Raw genomic sequence first — 24,700 nt, 5'->3', positions numbered from 1 at the left:
GTCCTGGGTGAAGGCGCTGGCGAAGGACGCCAGCAGGTTCGACATATCCACGTCATCTACCCAACAATTTTTGTCAGGCGCGATGGTAAAGATGCCAGGGGCATTCGGGCAAGCCCTCTGCCATTGATTGGCCTTCGGTCGGGGCTGGGCGGATTGTCATGACATCGCGAACCGCGTTTTCCAAAGCTCGGACCCGGGATAAGTAAAGGGTCAGGGAAGCGGGGTTCTCAGGGCAAGGCTAGCTGGCTGGCACGCTGCGCTTCTATGGGAGGGGCAGGTTTGGTAACAACCCAATGGGTGGAGGCAGAAGCGCTGGGAAAAGAAGCTTCAGAGGCGTGAAGAGGAACGAAGCAATTCAATTAGCAAAACAGGGTAAAGGCGCTGGCATGGCCCAGCCCAGCGACACGCCAGGTAGCATGCAAAAAACAAAGCCCTGAAAATCAGGGCCTTATGGCAGAGCGGTGGCGGAAGCGGTGAGATTCGAACTCACGGAGGACTCGCATCCTCGCCGGTTTTCAAGACCGGTGCCTTAAACCGCTCGGCCACGCTTCCGCAGGGTTGCCCCTTGCGGGCAGAGCCGGCATTGTAACGAAGCCGCCGTGGGCGGTCACGGATAAAGTCGCATGAAAGGCTATGGTGTTGAGAATTCTTATCATTTAAAATGAGGCGATGTTGACCTCACGCTATACCGTCGTGGGCGCCGTTTGCGCCGCGCACTTGGTACTGATCTATGCCGCCATGCGGGCTTCGGGCCTGATGGCGCTTCCCGAACCAATTTCGGCCCCGGTGCTCACCTATATCGAGCTGCCCATGGCGCAGCCCGATCCCGTGCCGCAGCCCAAACCCCTGGCGGAACCGCCCAAGCCGCAGTCGGTCAAGCCGGCGCCGCGCCAGCCGGTTCCCAAACCCGCGCCGCGCCAGGCGGAGCCCAAGCCGGTACTGACCGAGCCTTCCGAAACCGCGCTCAGCGCGCTGGCCGAGCCGGCACCTGCCCCGGCGCCTGCTCCCGCCCCGGCGGCAGCGCCGGCACCCGCTCCGGCGCCTGCTGCGGCCGGGCCGGCGACCGACCCGATTTTCGATGCGGCATACCTCAACAATCCCAAGCCCAGCTATCCGCGCCAGTCGCAAATGCTACGCGAGGAAGGCACGGTGCTGGTGAAAGTAAGGGTGAGCGAAGGCGGCCTGCCGTTGTCGGTCACGCTGGCGCAGTCGAGCGGATTCAGCCGGCTGGATAACGCGGCACTCGATTCGGTGAAGCGCTGGCGCTTCAAGCCGGCAATGCGCGGCAAGGAGCCGGTGGAAGCCAATGTGAACGTGCCGGTGCGCTTCGAGTTGCCACGCTAGGGCGTGCCATCCAATGTTTCGCGGCAGCGCTGGTCGCAGCCGAAGAAAAGCTCCCCTCGTGGAGCTTTTTCTTCGACGGGGCGGGCTTTCGAGGCTGTTCCATTGACCGAAGAGTGTCGAGGCCACCCTTGCACCGCCTGAGTCGACCCGCTGGATTTGCATTGCCAGACGCATCTCATGCGAAAATGCGTGCAATTCTCATTTGTATGTCAACCAAGTTTGTGAAGCATGCGTTGCTTGCGACGCCCGGGGCGAGCACGCCCCGACTCCGCAAATGTCGAGCCTTTCATGGATAAGAATCCGGACCGTCAAAACCGGGCATTCTGGTTGAAGCACCTGCACCGCTGGCACTGGATCAGTTCAGCGGCCTGCCTGATCGGCATGCTGCTGTTCGCCATCACCGGCATCACGCTCAATCACGCAGGGCAGATCGAGGCCCATCCCACCGTCACCACGCGTGACGCCCGCTTGCCGCAAGGGTTGCTGCCATTGCTGGCGCGCGCGCCGACTTCGGACAAAGCGCCGCTGCCTGGTGTGATCAGGGATTGGGTCGGTAGTCAGCTCGATGTCGATCTCGCCGGGCGCGAAGCCGAATGGTCGGACGACGAAGTGTATGTCTCGCTGCCACGCCCCGGCGGCGATGCCTGGTTGTCGGTGGATCGCGCCAGCGGTGACATCGCCTACGAACTGACCGAGCGCGGCTGGGTGTCGTATTTCAACGACCTGCACAAAGGACGCAATACCGGCGCGGCCTGGAGCTGGTTCCTCGATATCTTCGCCGGTTTTGCACTGCTGTTCTGTATGACCGGGCTGTTCCTGCTGCACCTGCACGCCGGCAACCGGCCGGCCACCTGGCCGCTGGTTGCGCTTGGGCTGGCGGTGCCGCTGGTGCTTGCCCTGCTGTTCATTCATTAACGTTGCCCCATCACGCGGGTAAACGGGCATCGGTCGTGTACCCCAGGCCCTGTCCGGACACCGCAAAGAGGAGGGAGCAGGTGGAAGGCCGGCACCGGCATTCCCGATCAGGCCCACGGCTTTGCCGGCGGGTGCATCCCTGCTCATCGTTCATAACAGGCTAGGAAAACAAAAAATGCGTAACTGGATACACGTGGCCAGCGTGCCGGCCCTGGTCGGCGCTTTCGGCGGTCAGGCCCTGGCCGCCGATCTGGCGGTGAAACTGGAAATCCCCCGCCTCAACGTCGCCGAGTACCACCGACCCTATGTGGCCGTGTGGCTGGAAAACGCCGACCAGAATGTCGCCGCCAACCTGGCGGTCTGGTACGACCTGAAGGCCAAGGGCACGGAAGGTGCGGGTACCAAATGGCTGAAGGATCTGCGTCAGTGGTGGCGCAAGAGCGGCCGCGATGCGCAGATGCCACTGGATGGCGTGTCGGGCGCCACCCGGCCGGCCGGCGAGCATCAACTGAATTTCAGCGAAGGCAAGGCGCCGCTGGGCAAGCTGGCGCCGGGCCAGTACACCCTGGTTCTGGAGGCGGCGCGCGAAGTGGGCGGGCGCGAACTGGTGCGTGTGCCGCTGACCTGGCCACCCAAGTCGGCGCAAACCCTGAAAGCCGCCGGCGAGCATGAGCTGGGCGCCATCAGCGTGGACCTGAAGCCGTAATCGTCCGCCTTTACCTCCAATGATCAGGATCGACCCTATGAACCGTGTTACCCGTGCCATCGTCCTTGCCGTTGCCGCCGCCTTGCCGCTGGCAGCCCAAGCCCACAGCTACTGGCTGCTGCCATCGTCCACGGTGTTGTCTTCGCCGCAATGGATCACCGTGGATGCCGCCGTCTCCAACGATATGTTCCAGTTCAACCACAACGCGCTGAATGTCGAAGCGCTGGCCGTGGTTGCGCCGGACGGCTCGCGTGTGGCGCCGGAAAACGCCAGCAAGGGCAAACTGCGCAGCACCTTCGACCTCAGCCTGACCAAGCCGGGCACCTATCGCCTGGAAATCGTCCGGGGCGGCATCCGCGCCAACTGGAAGGTCGATGGCCAGCCCAAGCGCTGGATGGGCAGCGCCGAGGCGTTCGCCAAGGAGGTGCCGGCCGATGCCGAAGGGCTGGAAGTATCCGAAACCGCCAGCCGCCTGGAGACCTTCGTCACCGTCGGTGCACCCACCGCGCTCAAGACCACCGGCAAAGGACTGGAGCTGGCGCCGGTAACGCACCCGAACGATCTCTTCGCCGGCGAGACCGCAACCTTCCAGTTCCTGGCCGACGGCAAGCCCGCCGCCGGGGTGGAGGTCACGCTGGTTCGTGGCGAGCGCCGCTATCGCAACCAGCAGGACGAGCTGAAGCTCACCACCGACAAGGATGGGCGCGTCTCGGTGAAATGGCCGCAGGCCGGCATGTACTGGCTGGACGCCGACCTGGAGGACGACAAGGTCACGGTCAAGGCTGCCAAGCGCCGGACGATGGCCTACACCGCCACGCTGGAAGTCCTGCCGCAGTGACGACGGCAGCCGGAACGATGCCCGGGGCGCGGTCGGCGAATCGTGTGCTGATTCCGCCGCGACTGGCACCGTTCCGGCCCGACCCCTTGCTCAGCCATGCCCACGACCTGGCGGGGCAGACCATGGGCACCACCTGGTCGGTGCGTCTGGCAGGCCCTGCCGTCATGCCGCTCGATGCGCTGCGCGCCGGCGTGCAGCGCGAACTGGACGGCGTGGTGGCCCGCATGAGCCACTGGCGTGCCGATTCCGACCTGGGACGTTTCAACGACGCGCCGGCCGGACAATGGCGAACGCTGGCACCGGATTTTTTCGAGGTGCTGGCATGCGCGCAGCAGGTGGCGGCGCAAAGCGACGGCGCGTTCGACGCCACGGTCGGTGCGCTGGTGGATGCATGGGGCTTTGGCCCGCGTGGCCACCGCGACGCGTTGCCCACCGCCGATGAAGTGGCCGCGTTGCAGGCTGCCTGTGGCTGGCGACGATTGATGCTGGACCACGATGGGCTGCGCGCATTGCAGCCGGGCGGGTTGCGGCTGGATTTCTCCGGCATCGCCAAGGGTTACGGTGTCGATCGCGTCGCCGCGCTGCTTCAGCGTTGCGGCGTGCCGGGCTGGCTGGTGGAAGTGGGCGGCGAACTGCGCGGTCATGGCATCAAGCCCGACGGGCAACCCTGGTGGACCGCTCTGGAAACCCCGCCCGACGCGCCCGGCGATCTACCGCTCACGGTGGTCGCGTTGCACGGTCTGGCGGTTGCCACTTCCGGCGACTATCGGCAGCGGTTCGAGCACGATGGCCGCCGCTACGCCCACACGCTCGACCCGCGTAGCGGTTGTCCGCTGCACGACGCCCCGGCCTCCGTCACGGTGCTGCATCCACGCTGCATGCTGGCCGACGCCTACGCCACCGCGCTGACCGTGCTCGGCGTGGCGCGCGGGCTGGATTTCGCTCAGCAGTACGATCTCGCCGCGCGCTTCCTGTCGCGCACCGCGCAGGGTCTGGAAGAACATTACTCACCGGCGTATGCCGCCATGCTCGAATGAAACGTTGCCTGATTCCCGCGCTGACCTTGCTGGCGACGCCGGCCCATGCCGCCGCCCTAGGGCGTCCCGCTGCCGCATTGGGCGTGGTGGTCGCCTACCTTGCCTTCTGCGGCTGGACCGCGTTGCGCCATGCTGGAAAGCAGCGTCGCCTGCGTTCGACTGGCGCAGCGGGAGAGGGCGCCCTGCTGGTGGCCTATGCCAGCCAGACTGGCTACGCCGAACAACTCGCCATCCAGACCGCGCAATCGCTGCAAGCGGCTGGCGTGGCCGTCACCCTGCAACCGTTGGGCGCACTCGACGCGGCCGGCCTGGCGCGTCATCGCCGCGCGCTGTTCGTGGTCAGCACCACAGGCGAAGGCGACGCGCCCGACAACGTGGCAGGGTTCGCGCGAAGGACGATGCCGGTCGGCATCGTGCTGAACGATCTGCAATATGGCGTGCTGGCGCTGGGCGATTCAAGCTATGCGCAATTCTGTGCCTTCGGTCGCGCGCTGGATCACTGGTTGCGGCAGGCCGGCGCCCAATCGCTGTTCGATCGCGTGGAAGTGGATAACGGCGATGCGGGCGCGTTGCGTCACTGGCAGCAGCAACTGTCCGCGCTGGCGGGGCATGCCGAGATCGCCGACTGGCGCACACCGGAGTACCAGGTCTGGCGGCTGGCAGGGCGCGCATGGCTCAACCCCGGCAGCCAGGGCGGTCCGGTCTACCGTATCGCGCTGACGCCGGAACAGGGCGCGCCCACCTGGCAGGCCGGCGATGTCGTCGAGATCGGCCCGCGCAATGCACCGGAGGCGGTTCAGGCCTGGGGCCGTGCGCTGGGTCTGGCGGCGATGCCGGATGATCTATGCCACGCACTGGCCGACCGGCTGCTGCCCGATCCGCATGGCATCGACCCGGCGCAGCTACCCCGGCTGGCGGCGATGCTGCCACCGCTGCCGCATCGCGAGTACTCGATTGCTTCCTTGCCGGCCGATGGCGTACTGGAACTGGTGGTGCGGCAGGAGCGTCGCGCCGATGGCTCGCTGGGCCTGGGTTCCGGCTGGCTGACCGCGCACGCCGGGATTGATGCGGAAGTGGCGCTGCGGATCCGGCAGAACACCGGCTTCCACCCCCCGGCCACACCTTGCCCGCTGATCCTGATCGGCAACGGCACCGGTATCGCCGGCTTGCGTGCGCAGCTCAAGGCGCGTGCGGCGGTGGTGAGTGCAACCGGCCAGCGCGGCGCATGGTTGCTATTCGGCGAGCGCAACGCTGCACACGATGCACTGTTTGCCGATGAGATCGCCGGCTGGCTGGAGAACGGCACGCTGGCGCATGCCGACCTGGTGTATTCGCGCGACGGCACCGCACGCGAATATGTGCAGCACCGCTTGCAGGCCCAGGCCGGGCGGTTGGCGCAATGGGTGGCCGACGGCGCGGCGATCTACGTCTGCGGCAGCCTGGAAGGCATGGCGCGCGGCGTGGACACTGCCTTGCGCGCCATCCTGGGTGACGAGGCCGTGAACGCGCTGAGCGAGCAGGGGCGCTATCGGCGCGACGTCTATTAGCGACTCGTTCCTGCTTCCAAGCGACGCCCACGGCTGTCGTTGGCTTCGGGTATAATCGCGTGTTTTCCGTGGCTTATGGCCGCCGACAGAACCCGTCGGCGACACGGGGCGCGGCATTGTCGCCCCACCCGCCCGTTGCCACGGCACCCCATGCAATCCGCTTGAGAGACAGGTTTCACCCATGCCGATCTACGCCTATCGCTGCACCGCTTGCGGTTTCGAGGACGAGCATATCCAGAAGATGGCCGACTCACCGCTGACCGACTGCCCGAGCTGCCATGCAGCCACCTATGCCAAGAAACTGACCGCTGCCGGCTTCCAGCTCAAGGGCTCGGGCTGGTATGCCACCGATTTCAAGGGTGGCGCATCGTCGTCGGGCGCGTCGTCCGCCCCTTCCGAATCCACTGGCGCCAGCTCGGCTGGCGGTGCCTGCGGCACGGGGACCTGTGGCTGCCACTGAACCCCGCGAAACCACGATGGATCGGGTCAAGCGCTACCTGCTGACCGGGCTGCTGATCTGGGTGCCACTGGCCATCACGCTGTGGGTGGTGCAGTTGATCGTGGGCACGATGGACCAGATCGGCGCGCTGCTGCCGGTACAGTTGCGGCCGGATTACTGGCTGCTGCGCCTGCTGGAACCCACCATGCCGTGGCTGGCGCAACGGCGCGCCATCCCGGGCTTCGGCGTGTTCCTGACCGTGTTCGTGGTGCTGCTCACCGGTGTGGTGGCGGCCAACGTGCTGGGCCGCCGCCTGTTGATCCTGGGCGAGAAGGTGGTCAACCGCATTCCCATCGTCCGCTCCATCTATTCCAGCGTGAAGCAGGTATCGGATACCTTGTTCTCCGATTCCGGCCAGGCGTTCCGTCGCGCGCTGCTGGTGCAGTTTCCGCACCAGGACGCCTGGACCATCGCCTTCCTTACCGGATCGCCAGGTGGCGAAGTGGCGGATCGCCTCGGCGGCGAATACGTCAGCGTCTACGTACCCACCACGCCCAACCCCACTTCGGGCTACTTCATCATGGTGCGGGTGGAGGACGTGCGCGAGCTGGATATGAGCGTGGACGAAGCACTCAAGTATGTGATCTCCATGGGCGTGGTCGCCCCGGCACCGCGTCCGGCCGCCTTCCTCGAAGGCCGGCCCGATAATCTTCCGGGTTGAGCCGACGGCTCAACCCGCCCCGAATCCCCGATCCGAACTCTCGCTAATTTCAAAGAAAGAGCACTCATCATGCGTACCGATTACTGTGGCCTGATCGACAAGCGTTTCCTCGGCCAGACCGTCACCGTCCAGGGCTGGGCCCATCGTCGCCGCGATCACGGCGGTGTCATCTTCATCGACCTGCGCGACCGTGAAGGCATGGTCCAGGTGGTGATCGACCCCGATACCCCCGAAGCCTTCAAGACCGCCGACGCCTCGCGCGCCGAATTCGTGCTGGAAATCACCGGCATCGTGCGCGAACGCCCGGCCGGCACCGCCAACAAGAACCTGATCTCGGGCGAGATCGAACTGCTGGCCAAGGACATCGTGGTCCTGAACAGCGCCGCCACGCCGCCGTTCCAGATCGACGACGAAAACCTCAGCGAAACGGTGCGCCTGCAAAACCGCGTGATCGACCTGCGTCGTCCGCAGATGCAGAAGAACCTGCGCCTGCGCTACAAGGTGGCGCTGCTGGTGCGCAACTTCCTGGATGGTCGCGGCTTCATCGATATCGAAACGCCGATGCTCACCCGCAGCACACCGGAAGGCGCGCGCGACTACCTGGTGCCGTCGCGTGTGCATGACGGCCTGTTCTTCGCGCTGCCGCAATCGCCGCAACTCTTCAAGCAACTGTTGATGGTGGCCGGGTTCGACCGCTACTACCAGATCACCAAGTGCTTCCGCGACGAAGACCTGCGCGCCGACCGCCAGCCCGAATTCACCCAGATCGATATCGAGACCTCGTTCCTCAGCGAGAACGAGATCATGGATATCACCGAATCGATGGCCAAGCACGTGTTCAAGGAAGCCATCGGCGTCGACCTCGGCGACTTCCCGCGCATGCCGTTCGATGAGGCGATGCATCGCTACGGTTCGGACAAGCCCGACCTGCGCGTGTCGCTGGAATTCACCGAACTGACCGAAGTGATGAAGAGCGTGCCGTTCAAGGTGTTCTCCGGCGCGGCCAACATGGAAGGCGGCCGCGTGGTCGGCCTGCGCGTACCGGGCGGCGCGGCGTTCAGCCGTTCCGAGATCGATGCCTACACCCAGTTCGTCGGCATCTACGGCGCCAAGGGCCTGGCCTACATCAAGGTCAACGACGTCACCCAGTTGAACGAAACCGGCCTGCAATCGCCGATCGTCAAGAACCTCACCCCTGAGGCGCTGGCGGCCATCGTCGAGCGCACCGGTGCACAAAACGGCGACATCGTGTTCTTCGGCGCCGACAAGGCCAAGGTGGTGAACGAAGCCATCGGCGCGTTGCGCCTGAAGATCGGCCACGAGAAGGGCGAGGCCGGCGGTTATTTCGTCAAGGAATGGCGCCCGCTGTGGGTCGTCGATTTCCCGATGTTCGAATACGACGAGGACGACAAGCGCTGGAACGCTTGCCACCACCCGTTCACCAGCCCCAAGGCCGAGCACCTGGAACTGCTGAAGACCGAGCCGGGCCAATGCCGCGCCCGCGCCTACGATATGGTGCTGAACGGCTGGGAAATCGGTGGCGGCTCGATCCGTATCCACCGCGCCGACGTGCAGTCCACCGTGTTCGAAGCGCTGGGCATCGGTGCCGAAGAGGCGCAGAACAAGTTCGGCTTCCTGCTGGACAACCTACAATACGGCGCGCCCCCGCACGGCGGCCTGGCGTTCGGGCTGGATCGTCTGGTCACGTTGATGGCCGGTGCTGAAAGCATCCGTGACGTGATCGCCTTCCCCAAGACCCAGCGCGCGCAGTGCCTGTTGACCAATGCACCGAACTCCGTGGATGAAAAGCAGTTGCGCGAGCTGCATATCCGCTTACGCAACAGCCAACCGGCAGCTTGAGGGTGATCAGCGTCGGTTGACAAGCGGTGTTGTTTTATTGAAAAGGCGGCTTTTGCCGCCTTTTCTTTTTTCTGTCTCTCGATGTAAAATGATCTATCTGACAACTGGAGTAATGGGCCATGGACAGGCTGACCAGCAGTTTCCTGACCCACCGTTGTGGGCACACCTTGCAAGAGATGTCGCCGGTTTTCGACCAGCACGAAGCCTACCTGATCCGCGCGGCCTTCCCATGTCCGCACTGCATGGCCGAGCTGGCGCGACGCTACGAACTCCAGACCCGCGTCTATACCAACATGCAACAGGTTGCGCCCGGCATGGCGGCCTTCGTGGTCGAAGTGTCGCGTCCGGTCGATGAGCTGGGTGACCTGCTATCGGTGGTCGGCTATGGTCGCCGCCGCCCATCGCTCGACGAACTGAACCCCGGTGGCACCGCCGAAGGCGCTGCGGACGAGGTGTGGCGCAAGGAATTCTGGTTCGCCACCAACACCGATCCGTTGCACGTCGTCGCGCTGGTCGAGCACATCAAGCTGGAGATGAACTGGCTCGGTGGCTACCTGCCCGCCGGCATGGGCGGAGTGGAGTTCTGTAAATTCCCCGAGTAAGCCCGCCCACGCTTGGTTTCTTCCTCGGCAAGACATGAGGCCCGCATTGGCGGGCTTTTTTTTATAGTGACGCCACACAGCCCATCTACGAGCGATTGCCGCGCACCTTGGCCAGCCACCAGCGCACGCCGACCAGCAGAAAGCGCCAGTCCTTGAAGAACTCCGGCGGCTTGCCTTCGACGGCATGACCGGCGAATTGCAGCACCCAGCCCAGCACGAACAGCGTCAGCGGCAACAGCCACAGGTTGTCCACCCAGATCGCCGCCAGCGCCAGCGGCAACGACAGCACGATCAGTGGAATCCCCACCGTGTGACAGGCGCGGTTGAACGGGTGGCGATGGCTGTGGCCATAGCGCTCGATCCAGTCGTCCCAGCTTTTCCCGGCCAGCATGATTCGTCTCCTTGTCGAGCCGTTGTCGCGTCAGTTCGCCTCGCCCAGCAATGTTTGCCACAACGCCCGTACCACGGCCATCCCTTCGGCCAGCGGTGCCAGCGCGTCCTGCGTCGGATCGCGCCCGGCCAGCCGGCTGGCGTGTTGCAGGCGACGCAGTGCGCGGTAGGTGGTGCGGGCGGTGTCCGCCATCGTGGCGTCGATCAGATTGTGGGTGGCGGCGGTGGCCAGCAGCGCGATGTTGCCCCGGTTGGCCGTCAGGTCGGGATAGAGCCAGGCATAGCCCAGGACCAGGTATTGCACGATGAACTCCACATCGACGATGCCGCCGCGGCAGTGCTTCACCTCGCCGGGGCGCCCGGGATGCGTTTCCAGCATGCGGTTGCGCATCTTCACCACCTCGGCGGACAACGAGGACAGGTCGCGCTGGCGACGCAGCACGGCATCGCGTACCGCTTCGAAACTGCGGCCCACCCGTGCATCGCCCGCGACAAAGCGCGCCCGTGTCAGCGCCTGGTGCTCCCACACCCAGGCCGACGCGCACTGGTATTGCTCGAATGCCTCCACCGTGGTGACCAGCAGGCCAGAGGCGCCGTTGGGGCGCAGGCGCAGGTCGATGTCATACAGCGTGCCAGCCGGGGTCGGCGCGTTCAGCCAGTTGACGATCTTCTTGGCGAAGCGGGCGTAGTTCTCCGCCGCATCGGGGTGGTCGTCGTCGTAGACGAACACCAGGTCCAGATCCGACGCATAACCCAGTTCCTTGCCGCCCAGCTTGCCGTAGCCGATGGCGGCGAACTGCGGCACCTCCACATGGCGGCGCGGCAGCTCGCGCCAGGCTTCTTCCATGGTCACCGCCAGCACCAGGTCGGCCAGGTCGGACAGATGGTCGGACAGCTTTTCCAGCGGCAGCAGCCCGGCGATGTCCTGCGCCACCAGCCGGAACACCTGCGTGTGCTGGAAGTGCCGCAGCAGGTCCATCTTCGCTTCGGTGTCGTCCTCCACCTGCGCCAGTTCGTGGCGGATGGCGTCGCCCGCCGCCGGCCAGTCCGGTGCCTGGTACAGCAGGCGCTGATCGAGCAGCTCATCGAGCAGAATGGGGTGGCGCGTCAGGTACTGCGATACCCACGGGCTGGCGCTGTACAGGTCTGCCAGCCGCTTCAGCGACTGAGGATGTTCCGCCAGCAGCGCCAGGTACGATTCGCGACGGCCAATGGCTTCCAGCAGGTCGAGGATGCGGGCGAAGGTTTCATCCGGATTGGGATAGCCGGCGGCGACCTCGATCAACGGCGGCAGGATGGCGCCGATGCGGCGCTGGCTGCGTTCGCTCATCTGCTGATAGCGGCCGCTGCCCCGGAACATTGCCAGCCGGCGCTGGATTTCCCCGGTATCGGCATAGCCCAGCTTGGCGAGGCCCTGCATGGTTTCGTCGCCGGCCTCCGCGCGTTGCCACAGCGCAGCGTGCGGATGGGTGCGGTCCTGATCGTCCGGCAGCACGAATACCTGCTCGAAATGCCGGGTGACGGTGGCGCGGTGGCGATCCAGCGTGGCGCAGAATTCGTCCCAGCCAGCAAAGCCCATACTGCGGGCGATACGCAGCTTGTCTTCATCATTGGACGGCAGCATCTGGGTCTGCGCGTCGTCCAGATACATCAGACGGTGTTCCAGATTGCGCAGGAACTCATAGGCGACCAGCAACTCGTCCACCGCTTCCGGCGCCAGCAGGTTGAGCCGCGCCAGTTCGCGCAGCGTGGCGCGGGTACTGCGTTCCTGAAGGCTTTTCACCCGGCCGCCACGAATCAACTGGAACACCTGCCCGATGAACTCGATTTCCCGGATGCCGCCCGGACCGAGCTTGATATTGTCGGCCATGTCGCGCCGCGCCACTTCACGCCGGATCTGGCTGTGCAGTTCACGCATCGACGCATAGGCACCGTAATCCAGGTACTTGCGATAGACAAAGGGCGAGATCAGTTGCATCAGGCCGCTGGCCTCGCCGGTCAGCGCGCGGCCCTTGATCCAGGCGTAGCGCTCCCATTCCCGCCCCTGGGTGAGCAGATAGTTTTCCAGCGCGGCAAAGCTGGACACTAGCGCCCCGGAGTCGCCGAACGGGCGCAGCCGCATGTCCACGCGGAACACGAAGCCATCCTCGGTGGTATCGGCCAGCAGATTGATCAGCCGCTTGCCGATGGCGGTGAAATACTCCTGATTGCTGATCCGCCGCTCGCCGTCGGTTTCGCCGGCCTCGTCGTAGACGAAGATCAGGTCGATGTCCGACGATACGTTCAACTCGTAGCCGCCCAGCTTGCCCATGCCGACGACGATCAGCGTCTGCGGCGTGCCGCTGTCTTCGCCGATGGGGGTGCCGTAGCGCGTTTCGTGGCTGACTGCCCAGTCCAGCGCCGCGCACACGGTCAGGTCCGCCAGATCGCTGACGGTGCGTACCGCTTCTTCCAGATCCGAGTAGCCGCCCAGCTCGCGCGCGATCAGGCGCGCCATCACCACCTGGCGCAGCGCGCGCAACTGGCGCTTGAACGCGGCTTCGTCGGCCTCGGGCGGGGTGAGCATCGACTGCATCGCGGCGGCGTCGAATGGCTGCGCCAGTTCATCGGCGGTGCGATCGGCCAGCGCGGGGGTGCGCTGGAACAGACGGGCGAGGCAGCGGCTATGCGCGAGGGCGGGGGCGAGCGTGGGATGATTCACAGCGTCGTTCATGGCGGATGGCGAATGGCGGATTGCAGTTAGAATACGGGCCTGGTCCGCATGTTGCGGACGAGGCCCTACTTTAGACGCTAACGCGCTGCTTCGGGGCGCTTCTCTTTTTCCTGTCCCCAGCATGCCGCGCTTCCTTCCCCCTTCCTGGCTGTCCCTGCTTTCCACGCTTTGGCGCGGCGGCTGGCACGTGCTGGGCTGGCACTGGCGTTGGCTGCGCCGCCTGGTATTCGCGGCGGTGGCGTTGCTGGCCTCCATCGCGCTGACCTGGAACTTCTACCTCGCGCCCCGGCTGGATCAGTATCGTCCCACGGTGGAGCGCATGTTCTCCGATGCCGTCGGCAGCCGGGTGACGATCCGCACGCTGTCGGGCGGCTGGCGCGGACAGCGTCCGCACCTCGCCATCGACGGTGTGACGCTGCACGCCCGCGACGGTCGCCCAGCGTTGAGCTTTTCCAGGCTGGACGCCGATCTGTCGTGGTGGTCATTGCTGGTGGGGCGGTTGCAGTTCAGCCGACTGGCGATCCAGGCGCCCGACATGCAGGTCCGGCGCGACCCGCAAGGTATCTGGCACGTGGCCGGCGTCCGGCTGGACCCGGATCGACACCGTGGCGACGCACGCTTTTTCGACTGGCTGCTGGAGCAGGGCGTGCTGGAAGTGCATGGCGGCCGTCTCGAATGGTTGGACGAACTGCATGGCGTGCCGGCGCAATCGCTGCATGATCTGGTGCTCACCGTCGAGCGCAGCCTGGGCGCGCATGAGTTCAACCTGTCGTTCCAGCCCCCGGCCGGGCTGGCCGATCCGATCCAGGTCAGTGGCCGCTGGCGGGGCGGCCCGCTGGCCGAGTGGCGCGGCTGGCGTGGCCAGGCAAGGCTGTCGCTGCCCCGGCTGACGCTGGATACCGCCGATGCGCAATGGCCCGTGGTCGCCAAGCTGTTCCAGAGCATGCGCGGCACCATCGGCGGTGAAACGCAGGTGTCCTTCGCGGACGGGCGCATCACGCGGGCCGAGGGCGAGTTGTCGATCCAGCGCCTGCGGCTGATGCGCGAAGGTCAGACCCTGGCGCTGCCACGCTTCCAGGGCAAGTTCGACTGGAGCGACCTGAGCCGGCAGCGTGGCCTGCGTATCGACGCCACGCGCATCGACGGCGCCAATGGCCCGCTGTGCACCAATTGCGAACTCGACTTCACCCGGCGCGCCGACGGCAGCGGTGCCATCCGCCTGACCCGGTTGCAACTGGATGCGCTGTCGAGCTATCGCCCCTGGCTGCCCGCCGAAGTGCGCGAGCGCCTGCGCGACATCGAGGTCGCGGGCAGCCTGCGTGAAGGTCAGTTCCAATGGAGCGGTGACCGCAAGCGCTACCAGGGCGAAGTGATACTGGACAATGCGCGCCTGTCGTGGGGCGAGACGCTGCCGCTGTTGAGCGGGATCAGCCTGAACGCTCGCTTCGACCAGGACAGCGGGCGGATCAACGTCAGCAGCCAGGACTTGACGCTGTCGGCGCCGCGCTGGATGCCGGAACCGCTCGACTTCTCCCGCCTGGACCTGGGCGGAAGCTGGCACCGCACCGCCTCCACCTGGGAGGTCCAGGTGGATCGGCTGACGCTGCGCAACGACGACCTCACGCTGTCGGGCAGCGGACGGTATCGCCACGAAGGCCAGGGGCCGGGCACGGTGGAAATGAGTGCCGACCTGCCGCGTCTGCGCGCCGAGCGCGTCCATGCCTACCTGCCGCTGGTGATCGGCCCGCATACCCGCGAATGGCTGGTGACCGCCTTGCGCGATGGCGACGGCGAGGGGGGCCGTATCGAACTCTCCGGGCCGCTGGCGCGCTTCCCGTTCCCCGACGATCAGGGCGGGCGCTTCCGCGCCTTCGCGCGCGTGCGCAACGGGCGGCTGGCATACGCGCCGGGCTGGCCGGAAATCACCGGCATCAATGGCAGCATCGAGTTCCACGGCGACGCAATGGATATCCGCGCCAGCCAGGCGCGCATCCTGGGCGCGGCGGTGGGCGAAACCCATGTCTGGGTGCCGGACCTGTACCACCATCAGCAGCACCTGTACGTCGATGGCCGCACCGCATCCGCCACCGCCGACTTCCTGGATTTCCTGCGCCAGTCGCCGCTACACCGGGTGTCCGCCGCCTATACCGAGGGCCTGAAGGCCCAAGGCCAGGGCGCGCTGGCGCTCAAGCTGGATATCCCCCTGCACGATGTGGCCGCCACACGCGTGGCTGGCGACTACCGTTTCACCGACAACACGCTGGACTTCGGTGGCGTGGTGCCGCCACTGACCGCCGCTGCCGGGCAGATCACCTTTACCGAGCACGCGCTGGCGATCCAGGAAGGGCGCGCCCAGTTGCTGGGCGGCGCCACCCGCTTCTCCGGCGCCAGCCAGAACGGGGATTTCATGCTGCAACTGGCCGGGCAGATGCGTTTGCGCGACGCGGTGGCGCGTTACGACGTGCCACAGCCGGAACGCTTCTCCGGCACCATCGACTATCGGGCAAGGCTGAATGCCGGGCGTGGCGGCTACGAACTCAAGCTGGATAGCCCGCTGGCCGGCGCGGCGATCGATCTGCCGGCGCCCTTGGGCAAGGCCGCGGGCGAAACGCGGCCGTTCAGCCTGGACATCACCGACAAGACCGGCGAAACACACCTGAACCTGGGCTACGGTCGTTTGCTGCAAGCCGCGTTGGTCCGCACCCCGGGCAAGCCATTGAGCGGTACGGTGGCGCTGGGCGCGCAGCCTCCCCGCGTGTTGCCCGCCAGTGGCCTGACGCTCACCGGCGGCTGGCCCGTGCTGGACCTGGACGAATGGCTTTCGTTGGGCGGCATGGCGGGCGGTGAGGCCACCGATGGGCCGTCGCTGTCGCTGCAACTGGCGTTCGCCCAGGTGCGCCTGCGTGGCCGGCGGTTGAACGAAGTGCGGGTACAGGCCAGCCAGGCCGGCGACGGCTGGCGCGGGGCCGTGCAGGCGCGCGAAACCGAAGGCCGGTTCAACTGGCGCGGCGGCACCGCCTCGCCGGTCGAGGTGCGTCTATCGCGGCTGGCGCTGCCGTTGCAGGGCGGCGATGACGACACTCCGACGCAGGTGGCCCCCACCGCGCCGTCCGACACGCGTGCGACATCGGACAACGACCACTATCCCGGTGTGAAACTGACGGTTGACCAGCTCAGCTACCGCATCCGCGAGCTGGGCAAGCTCACCGTGGTGGCATCCCCGCAGGGCCCCAACTGGCGATTGAACGAGGTCACGCTCGAAAGCGACGAAACACAGTTGACGATGAGCGGCCTGTGGCGCCGCCTGCCGGATCGCTCGCGAACCTCCGGCAAGTTCAGCGTCAAGACCACCGACCTGGGCAAGCTGCTGGGACGGCTGGGTTATCCCGATACCCTGTTGCGCGCGCCGGGTGCGTTCTCCGGCGAAGTGGCATGGGACGGCGCGCCGTTCCCGCCCGACTTCAACAGCATGCAGGGCTCGCTGGCGCTGGAGTTGGGCGCGGGGCAGTTCCAGCAGATCGATCCGGGCGCGGCGCGGCTGTTGTCCATCCTCAGCCTGCAATCGCTGGCGCGCCGCGTAAAGCTGGATTTCCGCGACGTGTTCTCCGAGGGCTTCGAGTTCGACACCATCAAGGGCGATGCGCTGATCGAACGCGGCATCGCACGGACCGACAACCTGGTGATTGCCGGTCCTTCGGCGCAGGTGCTGTTCCGGGGGCAGGCCAACTTCGTTGCCGGCACGCAGGACCTGCACGTGCGTATCGTGCCGGTGGTGGGCGACACCGTCGCCATCGCGGCCGGCATCGTCAACCCCATCGCCGGCGTGGCCGCATTCCTGGTGCAACGCGCGCTGAAAGACCCGCTGGGCCAGCTTGTCGCCTATGAATACGACATCAACGGTACCATGCGCGACCCGGTGATCCGCCGCATCAACGGCCAGGAACGCAGCCCCGACCTGCCGCAGCACCGATAGCCGCGCCGGCATGCCCGCGCGCAAGGGGCGAAGGTGGCGGCATTGCCGGCATGCCGCGCAAGCGGATTGCGGTAGCCGGTGCGATAAAGAGACAAGACGCTGAACAGACCCAGAGGTGTCCCATGCAGACCTTCATCGCAGCCGCCATCCAGATGGTTTCCACGCCGGATGTGGTCGGCAATCTCAAGACCGCCGAACGCCTGATTGCCCAGGCGGCGGCCAGTGGCGCGCAGTTGCTGGTGCTGCCCGAGTACTTCGCCATCATGGGCCAGCGCGATAGCGACAAGCTGGCGGTCAAGGAGGCGTTCGGCGGGGGCCCGATCCAGGATTTCCTGGCGGCGCAGGCGGCGCGGCACCAGGTCTGGCTGGTGGGCGGCACCATCCCGCTGGTGGGCGACGACGCCATTCGCGTGCGTAACGCCTGTCTGGCCTACGATCCCCACGGCCGTTGCGTGGCGCGCTACGACAAGATTCACCTGTTCGGATTCGATAACGGCGAGGAACGCTACGCCGAGGCCGACACCATCGAGCCGGGCGGCGAGGTGACTGTTTTCGACACCCCGTTCGGCAGGGTAGGGCTGGCCGTGTGCTACGACTTGCGATTCCCCGAGCTGTTTCGCCGCGAGGCGGTGGATGTCTGGGTGTTGCCGGCGGCTTTCACCGCCACCACCGGCCGCGCGCACTGGGAAGTACTGCTGCGCGCGCGGGCCATCGAGAACCAGTGCTTCGTGGTGGCGGCAGCGCAGGGCGGGCTGCACGTGACCGGGCGCGAAACGTTCGGGCATAGCGAGATCGTCGATCCCTGGGGCCAGGTGCTTGCCTGTCTGCCCACGGGCGAAGGGGTGGCGCAGGCCGAACTGAAATCCAGCCAGCTCGACCGGGTGCGTCGCATCCTGCCGGCGTTGCGGCATCGGCGGCTGGGTTGAACGCCCGCCCCGGCATCGGCATGCCAGCCCCCAGCACCGCCAATTCATAACAGCTTGCCAAGGCCTACGTCTGCTGGCAGTGTGAACCAATCGTAATCAACCAGACTCTCCATCACCCACGCATGAACCCACTCGTCATCGCCGACCAGACCCTGCTCACCCCCTACGATCTCACCGACGCCGCGCTGGAGCGCGTATTCGGCGAGTTGTCCCGCCATGACCTCGACTATGCCGACCTGTATTTCCAGTACAGCCGCTCGGAAGCCTGGAGCCTGGACGAAGGGATCGTGAAGTCGGGCAGCTTTTCCATCGATCAGGGCGTGGGCGTACGGGCGGTGGCGGGTGAAAAAACCGCCTTCGCATATTCGGACGACATCCGGCTCGACCCATTGCTGGAAGCGGCACGCGCCACGCGCGCCATCGGCCGCCAGGGCGGTAACGGCACCGCGGTGCTGCGGCGTGATGTGAACGGGCACCAGTTGTATCGCCCGATCGATCCGCTTGCCAGCCTGGATGAGGCCGCCAAGGTGGCGCTGCTGGGCCGGGTGGAAACCGCCGCACGCGGCATGGACCCGCGCGTGGTGCAGGTGATGGCCAGCCTCGCCTCGGAGTACGAGGTGATTTTCGTCGCGCGGCACGATGGTCACCGCGCCGCCGACGTCCGCCCATTGGTGCGCTTGTCGGTCCAGGTGATCGTCGAGGAAAGCGGCCGGCGCGAGCAGGGCAGTGCTGGTGGTGGGGGGCGGTTCGATTACCGTTACTTCAGCGACGAAACGATCCACGACTACGCCAGAAAGGCGGTGGATCAGGCACTGTTGAACCTGAATGCGCAACAGGCGCCCGCCGGCGAGATGACCGTGGTGCTCGGCTCCGGCTGGCCCGGCATCCTGCTGCACGAAGCCATCGGCCACGGCCTGGAAGGCGACTTCAATCGCAAGGGCAGCTCGGCGTTCTCCGGACGCATCGGCGAGCGCGTCGCCGCGCCCGGCGTCACCGTGATCGACGACGGCACCATCCCGGATCGTCGCGGCTCGCTCAACATCGACGACGAAGGCAATCCCACCCAGCGTACGGTGCTGATCGAGGACGGCATCCTGCGCGGCTATATCCAGGACAACCTGAATGCGCGGTTGATGAACATGCCGGTCACCGGCAACGGCCGCCGCGAATCGTATGCGCACCTGCCGATGCCGCGCATGACCAACACCATCATGCTGGGCGGCGAGCGTGATCCCGCCGAAATCCTGGCATCGGTGAAAAAGGGCCTGTATGCGATCAACTTCGGTGGTGGGCAGGTGGACATCACCAGTGGCAAGTTCGTGTTCTCCGCCGCCGAGGCGTGGTGGGTGGAGGACGGCAAGCTGCAATACCCGGTAAAGGGCGCCACGCTGATCGGCAACGGCCCGGACGTGCTGACACGCGTATCGATGATCGGCAACGACCTGGCGCTGGACCCCGGCGTCGGCACCTGCGGCAAGGACGGCCAGAGCGTCCCCGTCGGCGTCGGCCAGCCCACGCTGCGCATCGACGGCGGCCTGACCGTGGGCGGCACGGGTTGATGGGAAAAGAGGGCTCGTGTCAGTTCTGAAGTTTTTGGTTAGCGCCACAGCCCTCCCTCGGTGACATCCCCCATTTATCCCCCGCGCGGCAGCCGTTAGGCTGCCGTGGTCGTTTCAACGGATGCCCCCATGGTTCATTGCGAACTGCTGCCTGTCGCCAATGGTTTTCAGATCGGCGTGCTGCGCCTCGACTCCCCCGCCCGACTCAATGCCCAGACACTGGCCATGGTGCACGCGCTGGATGCCGCGCTCGGTGCATGGCGCGAGCGCGACGACGTGGTGGCGGTGCTGGTATTGGGCGAAGGCGAACGCGGGCTGTGCGCCGGGGGTGATCTCAAAGCGCTCTACGAGGCGATGGGGGCCGCGGAAACGCTGGCCGACGGCGATGCCTTCTTCGCCGAGGAATATGCGCTGTGTCGGGACCTGCACTTCTATCCCAAGCCAGTGGTGGCCTGGGGACACGGCGTGGTCATGGGCGGCGGCTGGGGGCTGTTCGCCGGTGCCCACCATCGCGTAGTCACCGAATCGACGCGGCTGGCGATGCCGGAAATCGCCATCGGCCTGTTCCCCGATGTCGGTGCCAGCCGCTGGCTGCATCAGCTCCCCGGGCACCTCGGGCGCTGGCTGGCGCTGACCGCCAGCGAACTCAACGCCACCGATGCGCTCTGGGCAGGCGCCGCGCATGCCGCCTTGCCCGACGAAGCGCGGGCTGCATTGCGTCCCTGGCTGGCGGCACTGCCATGGTCCGGCGTACCGCTGGCGGACGCCACCATGCTGCGCACCGCCTTGCTGGCCTGGGCGGCGGCGACGCCATGCAGGCTGCCCGCGCCACGCTGGGCACCTCTGGCGGAGCGGATCGACGCGCTCTGCGGCGGCGCGACCCTGGCCGAGGTCGCCGATGGGTTGCGCGCGCATGCGGACGATCCGGCACTGGCCGATGCGGTGGCACGTTTCCAGGTCGGCTCGCCGACGTCGGCCTGGCTGATCTGGGCGCTGGAACAACGGGCGCGGCAGGTGGCGTTCCACGAAGTGTTCGCACTGGAGACGCAGGTGGCCTGGCATGTCCTGCGCAGCGGCGAGTTCCGCGAGGGTATCCGCGCCAGGTTGATCGACCGGCACGACACGCCGCACTGGCATGCACGCGATTTTTACGGCAATCTGCCCGATGAGATTGCTGCCTGGCTGTCGAGGGACATGCGAACGGCTTGAAACTTTAGCCGCCGCCATCCATCTTATCCGGGCGGGCGATTCGCCCCGATCATCCCTACGGAGACTTGAACATGGAACTGAACACCGCCCGATACGGCGGCGCGTCGCTCGCCGTCGAGCGCAACCGGGTACTGCGCAACACCTACTACCTGTTGTCGCTGTCGATGATCCCGACCGCAATCGGCGCCATGCTCGGCATCGCGATGCAGTTCCGCGTCGGCCTGGGGCTCGGTCTGCTGTTGTTCTTCGGTGTGAGCTTCGGTGCCTTCTATGCCATCGGCAAGACCAAGAACAGCCCCATCGGCGTCGGCATCCTGCTGGCCTGGACGGGCTTCATGGGCCTGTGGATGTCGCAGATGCTGCAACGCGTGCTCACCTTCGCCAACGGCGCCGAACTGATCGGCATGGCCGCCGTGGGTACCGCCGCGATCTTCTTCACCCTGGCCACCATCGCCACCGTGACCAAGAAGGATTTCTCCTTCATGGGGAAATTCCTGTTCATCGGTCTGGTCGTGGTATTGCTGGCCGCGCTGGCGAACATCTTCTTCCAGATTCCGGCGCTGTCGCTGACCATCTCCGCTGTTTGCGTGCTGCTGTTCTCGGCCTACATCCTGTATGACGTGAGCAACATCGTGAACGGTGGCGAAACCAATTACGTGAGCGCCACGTTGTCGCTGTACCTGGATCTGTACAACCTGTTCATCAGCCTGCTGAACATCCTGTCGATCTTCTCGGGCAACAGCCGGAACTGACGCAACCCAAGCAATCGCGTCGCGCAACGCCGCCTTCGGGCGGCGTTGTCGTTTCCGGCGCGGGGAGCGGGACAAGGGTTACTCTGCATAACACCTGGCGATCACCAGCGGCTATCCTTGGCGCATGCGTGTTCCTTCATTCCATGTTTCTCCGCACGGCCGCATGCCGTGGCTGCTGGCCCATGGCGCCATCGGCCTGGTATTGCTGGTGCTGATCGGTTACGCCTGGGTCGATCATCGCCAGACCCACATCACCCAGCAGGCCACGCTGGCGCAGGATCTGCTATGGCAGCAACAGGGCATCCGCCTGCATCTGCAAACCAACCAGAATGTGCTGGAAAACCTGGCTTACGGCCTGGCCGCCCGCGCCATCACGCCGCGCGATTTCGTCGCCCGAGCCGATGCGCTGCTGAAAGTGAATCCGGAAATGCAGTCGCTGGAGTTCGTCAACAACCTGGGCGCGCGCCAGGGCGGGTTACCGATCTATAGCGATCGCCCCAACAGCCTGGTGCCGCTGGGCAACGATCAACTGGTCGAGGCCATCGACGGAGCCGCGACGCTGGGCCATGCGGTCTACTCCAACGTCATCCTGCGCAACGAGCCGATGGTGGTGCTGGTGGTGCCGTACTTCACCGGGTCGGTCTACAGCGGCGCGGTGCTGGCGACCTATTCGCTGCCCCAGTTACTGCAACAGCGCATTCCCTGGTGGATGGTGCAGCGCTACGACCTGGTGCTCACCGACGGGCGCGGCGCGGTGCTGGCGCCCAGCCGGGTGGAGGCGGTGCCGGCCGGCGTGACGCAGACCATCGGCTTCGAGCCACCAGGCCACGCGCTCAAGCTGGTTGCCAGCGTGCGGGAGGCCCCGCGTTCGGCCCGTCATCTGTGGCTGCTGGGGGCGGTGATCGTGCTGCTGGCGGTGCTGTGGTGGGTGCTGGTGCTGCTACGCCAGCGCATGGGCGAACGCCATCGCGCCGAAGCGGCATTGCAGGACGAAATGCGCTTCCGCTCGGCAATGGAGGATTCGCTGATGACCGGCCTGCGCGCGATGGACCTCGATGGCCGCATCATCTACGTGAACCCCGCGTTCTGCCGTATGGTGGGTTGGCGCGCCGACGAACTGCTGGGCCATGTGCCGCCAATGCCGTACTGGCCGCCGGAGGCGCTGGAGGAGTGCGCGGCGGCGCATCGCGCCATTCTGGACGGGCAGACGCCACCCAACGGCTTCCCGCTGCGCTTCATGCGCCGCAATGGCGAGCGCTTCGACGTGCGGTTGTATTCGTCGCGGCTGGTGGACGGGCGTGGCGAATACCGGGGCTGGATGGCATCGATGTACGACGTCACCGAGATCAAGCGCGAGCGTGAGGCGCTGGCCGCATCGCGTACCCAATTGCTGACCGTACTCGAAGGGCTGGAGGCAGCGGTGTCGGTGACCGATGCGGAAACCGGCAAGTTGCTGTACCGCAACCGCCACCACGCCGATACCTTCATGCTGCATGCCGAAGCCGATTGCTGCCTGGTACCCCTGCTACCGGCCGGTTCGCTGGCGGCCGACTGCAACGACCCCGCGTCCGGCCACTGGTACCACATGCAACGGCGCAGCATCGATTGGGTTGATGGCCGCCGGGTCTGGCTGGATATCGTTTCCGACATCACCGAACAGCGCGTGGCCGCCGAAGTCACCCGCATGCAGAGCGAAAAGCTGCAACATACCGCGCGGCTCGTCAGCATGGGCGAGCTGGCATCCAGCCTGGCGCACGAGCTGAACCAACCGCTCGCGGCCATCGGCAGCTATGCGGCGGCGGGCGAGGAGATGCTGGCCCTGCAACCGCCGCGCGTGCAGCGCGCCCGCGAAGTCATGGTCAAGATGGGCGAGCAGGCGCACCGTGCCGGGCAGATCATCCGGGGCATCCGCAACTTCGTTGCCAAGCGCGCGCCGCGTGCCGAGGCCTGCCGGCTGGATGAACTGCTGGCGGTGCCATTGCAGTTGCTCGAACCGCTGACGCGCCAGACCCGAGCCCGGATCAAGGTGGACCTGCCGCCGTCGCTGCCCGTGTTCCCGGGCGACCCGGTGATGCTGGAGCAGGTGTTGTTCAATCTGCTGAAAAATGGCCTGGAAGCGATGGCAGGCATGACCGACGGTGGCGCACGCGAGATCCGTATCGCCGCGCAGGTAGTGGACGACGCGCTGGAAATCAGCGTTGCCGATCGCGGGCCGGGCATGCCGCAGCCCGATGGGCCGTTCCAGCCCTTCTTCAGCACCAAACCCGACGGGATGGGCGTCGGGCTCAATATCTGCCGTTCGGTGCTGGAACAGCACCGGGGCCATCTGCGTGTCGAGCCCAACCCGGGCGGCGGCACGCGCTTTATCTGCCGCCTGCCACTGGCTGGCGCGCTCATCACCGAGGACATCCCGCAAGCATGAAACCAATTGGCATCATCGATGACGACGTGGCGGTGCGCGACGCGCTGACGCTGCTGTTCGAAACCCGCGACTGGCAGACCGCCGCCTTCGAAAGCGCGGAGGATTTCCTGGCCCATGCCGACGTGGCGAACTATGGCTGCCTGATCGTGGACGTGCGCATGACCGGGGCCAGCGGGCTGGAGTTGTTCGACCGCCTGAAGAACCAGCCCTATCTACCGCCGGTGATCTTTCTCACCGGCCATGGCGATGTGCCGATGGCGGTGGCTGCCGTGAAGGAGGGCGCCACCGATTTCCTGGAAAAGCCGTTCGATCACCGGCAACTGGTGACAAAGGTGGAGGCGGCGTTGCTACAGGACGCGTCACACCGTGGCAACTGGGAGGCCCGGCAATCGCTGAACGCCCGCCTGTCCGAACTGACGCCGCGCGAGCGCGAGGTCCTGCGCGAACTGCTGGCCGGCCGGCTCAACAAGCAGATCGCCGATGTGCTCGATATCAGCATCAAGACGGTGGAGGTGCACCGGGCTCGCATCTATACCAAGCTGCGCGTGCGCTCGGCGGTGGAACTGGCGGCCTTGCTCAAGGATGTACCGCTCAACGAAATCGCGGGCTGACGGTCGGCAGGGTGCGCGCGGCAGGTGCCTGGGCCGGGTTTTCGGTCGCGCCGGGCGCTGGTGGAATCCGATGATGTTCGGGCCATCGGTAGGCGCCTGGCTGGCGGTCCCTGCCGATGCCATCGAATCGGCGGAT

General features: G+C 66.0%; 19 protein-coding genes and 1 tRNA gene. 17 read left to right on the top strand and 3 right to left on the bottom strand.

The window, feature by feature from the left end:
• Positions 1-462 precede the first annotated feature (462 nt).
• Positions 463-552 (bottom strand) — tRNA-Ser (locus FAZ21_RS07185).
• Positions 553-669: 117 nt separating this feature from the next.
• Between FAZ21_RS07185 and FAZ21_RS07180 the strand changes: the two genes are divergently transcribed.
• From FAZ21_RS07180 to FAZ21_RS07135, 10 genes are all read left to right on the top strand, one after another.
• Entirely contained in the window at positions 670-1,344 is a 675-nt protein-coding gene (locus FAZ21_RS07180) for an energy transducer TonB (protein WP_136772597.1), read from the top strand.
• 288 nt (positions 1,345-1,632) lie between these two features.
• Positions 1,633-2,259, top strand: coding sequence for a PepSY-associated TM helix domain-containing protein (locus FAZ21_RS07175; RefSeq protein ID WP_136772596.1), 627 nt, complete (start codon positions 1,633-1,635; stop codon positions 2,257-2,259).
• Between the two features lie 175 nt (positions 2,260-2,434).
• On the top strand, positions 2,435-2,965 hold the full coding sequence (locus FAZ21_RS07170; protein WP_136772595.1) for a DUF2271 domain-containing protein: 531 nt from the start codon (positions 2,435-2,437) through the stop codon (positions 2,963-2,965).
• Between the two features lie 37 nt (positions 2,966-3,002).
• On the top strand, positions 3,003-3,803 hold the full coding sequence (locus FAZ21_RS07165; protein WP_136772594.1) for a DUF4198 domain-containing protein: 801 nt from the start codon (positions 3,003-3,005) through the stop codon (positions 3,801-3,803).
• Between the two features lie 44 nt (positions 3,804-3,847).
• Entirely contained in the window at positions 3,848-4,840 is a 993-nt protein-coding gene (locus FAZ21_RS07160; RefSeq protein WP_246038522.1) for an FAD:protein FMN transferase, read from the top strand.
• Positions 4,837-6,387, top strand: a complete 1,551-nt coding sequence (locus tag FAZ21_RS07155; protein WP_136772592.1) for a sulfite reductase subunit alpha — start codon at positions 4,837-4,839, stop codon at positions 6,385-6,387. Before FAZ21_RS07160 ends, FAZ21_RS07155 begins: the two co-directional genes overlap by 4 nt.
• Before the next feature lie 181 nt (positions 6,388-6,568).
• Complete coding sequence (locus FAZ21_RS07150; RefSeq protein ID WP_136772591.1) at positions 6,569-6,847, top strand: FmdB family zinc ribbon protein; 279 nt, start codon at positions 6,569-6,571, stop codon at positions 6,845-6,847.
• Complete coding sequence (locus tag FAZ21_RS07145; RefSeq protein WP_373279531.1) at positions 6,807-7,547, top strand: DUF502 domain-containing protein; 741 nt, start codon at positions 6,807-6,809, stop codon at positions 7,545-7,547. The genes FAZ21_RS07150 and FAZ21_RS07145 overlap by 41 nt, the downstream gene beginning before the upstream one ends.
• A 69-nt stretch (positions 7,548-7,616) precedes the next feature.
• The gene (gene aspS, locus FAZ21_RS07140) at positions 7,617-9,407 is read left to right on the top strand and encodes an aspartate--tRNA ligase (RefSeq protein ID WP_136772589.1); all 1,791 of its coding nucleotides are present in this window, start codon (positions 7,617-7,619) and stop codon (positions 9,405-9,407) included.
• A gap of 119 nt (positions 9,408-9,526) precedes the next feature.
• Positions 9,527-10,009: a hypothetical protein gene (locus FAZ21_RS07135; RefSeq protein ID WP_136772588.1), complete on the top strand. Its 483-nt coding sequence runs from the start codon at positions 9,527-9,529 to the stop codon at positions 10,007-10,009.
• 85 nt (positions 10,010-10,094) lie between these two features.
• Here FAZ21_RS07135 and FAZ21_RS07130 read toward each other — a convergent pair whose 3' ends face one another.
• Positions 10,095-10,400, bottom strand: coding sequence for an Mpo1-like protein (locus tag FAZ21_RS07130; protein ID WP_136772587.1), 306 nt, complete (start codon positions 10,398-10,400; stop codon positions 10,095-10,097).
• A gap of 30 nt (positions 10,401-10,430) precedes the next feature.
• Positions 10,431-13,112, bottom strand: coding sequence for a bifunctional [glutamate--ammonia ligase]-adenylyl-L-tyrosine phosphorylase/[glutamate--ammonia-ligase] adenylyltransferase (gene glnE, locus FAZ21_RS07125; RefSeq protein ID WP_136772586.1), 2,682 nt, complete (start codon positions 13,110-13,112; stop codon positions 10,431-10,433).
• A 121-nt stretch (positions 13,113-13,233) separates the two neighbouring features.
• Between glnE and FAZ21_RS07120 the strand changes: the two genes are divergently transcribed.
• From FAZ21_RS07120 to FAZ21_RS07090, 7 genes are all read left to right on the top strand, one after another.
• The gene (locus FAZ21_RS07120; RefSeq protein WP_169307290.1) at positions 13,234-17,085 is read left to right on the top strand and encodes a YhdP family protein; all 3,852 of its coding nucleotides are present in this window, start codon (positions 13,234-13,236) and stop codon (positions 17,083-17,085) included.
• Positions 17,086-17,207: 122 nt separating this feature from the next.
• Complete coding sequence (locus tag FAZ21_RS07115; protein WP_136772584.1) at positions 17,208-18,011, top strand: carbon-nitrogen hydrolase family protein; 804 nt, start codon at positions 17,208-17,210, stop codon at positions 18,009-18,011.
• A gap of 122 nt (positions 18,012-18,133) precedes the next feature.
• On the top strand, positions 18,134-19,570 hold the full coding sequence (gene tldD / locus FAZ21_RS07110) for a metalloprotease TldD (RefSeq protein ID WP_136772583.1): 1,437 nt from the start codon (positions 18,134-18,136) through the stop codon (positions 19,568-19,570).
• Between the two features lie 129 nt (positions 19,571-19,699).
• Positions 19,700-20,779: an enoyl-CoA hydratase/isomerase family protein gene (locus FAZ21_RS07105; protein WP_136772582.1), complete on the top strand. Its 1,080-nt coding sequence runs from the start codon at positions 19,700-19,702 to the stop codon at positions 20,777-20,779.
• 71 nt (positions 20,780-20,850) lie between these two features.
• Complete coding sequence (locus tag FAZ21_RS07100; protein WP_136772581.1) at positions 20,851-21,531, top strand: Bax inhibitor-1/YccA family protein; 681 nt, start codon at positions 20,851-20,853, stop codon at positions 21,529-21,531.
• Positions 21,532-21,694: 163 nt separating this feature from the next.
• Complete coding sequence (locus FAZ21_RS07095; protein ID WP_169307289.1) at positions 21,695-23,953, top strand: PAS domain-containing sensor histidine kinase; 2,259 nt, start codon at positions 21,695-21,697, stop codon at positions 23,951-23,953.
• Positions 23,950-24,564 (top strand): response regulator transcription factor, encoded by a 615-nt coding sequence (locus FAZ21_RS07090; RefSeq protein ID WP_136772579.1) that lies wholly within the window; start codon positions 23,950-23,952, stop codon positions 24,562-24,564. Before FAZ21_RS07095 ends, FAZ21_RS07090 begins: the two co-directional genes overlap by 4 nt.
• The last annotated feature ends 136 nt before the right edge of the window (positions 24,565-24,700 follow it).

The organism is Chitiniphilus eburneus, assembly GCF_005048205.1.
Classification (GTDB): Bacteria; Pseudomonadota; Gammaproteobacteria; order Burkholderiales; family Chitinibacteraceae; genus Chitiniphilus; species Chitiniphilus eburneus.
Note: the sequence above shows the minus strand (reverse complement) of the source record. Positions and strands in the feature narration are given on the sequence as shown.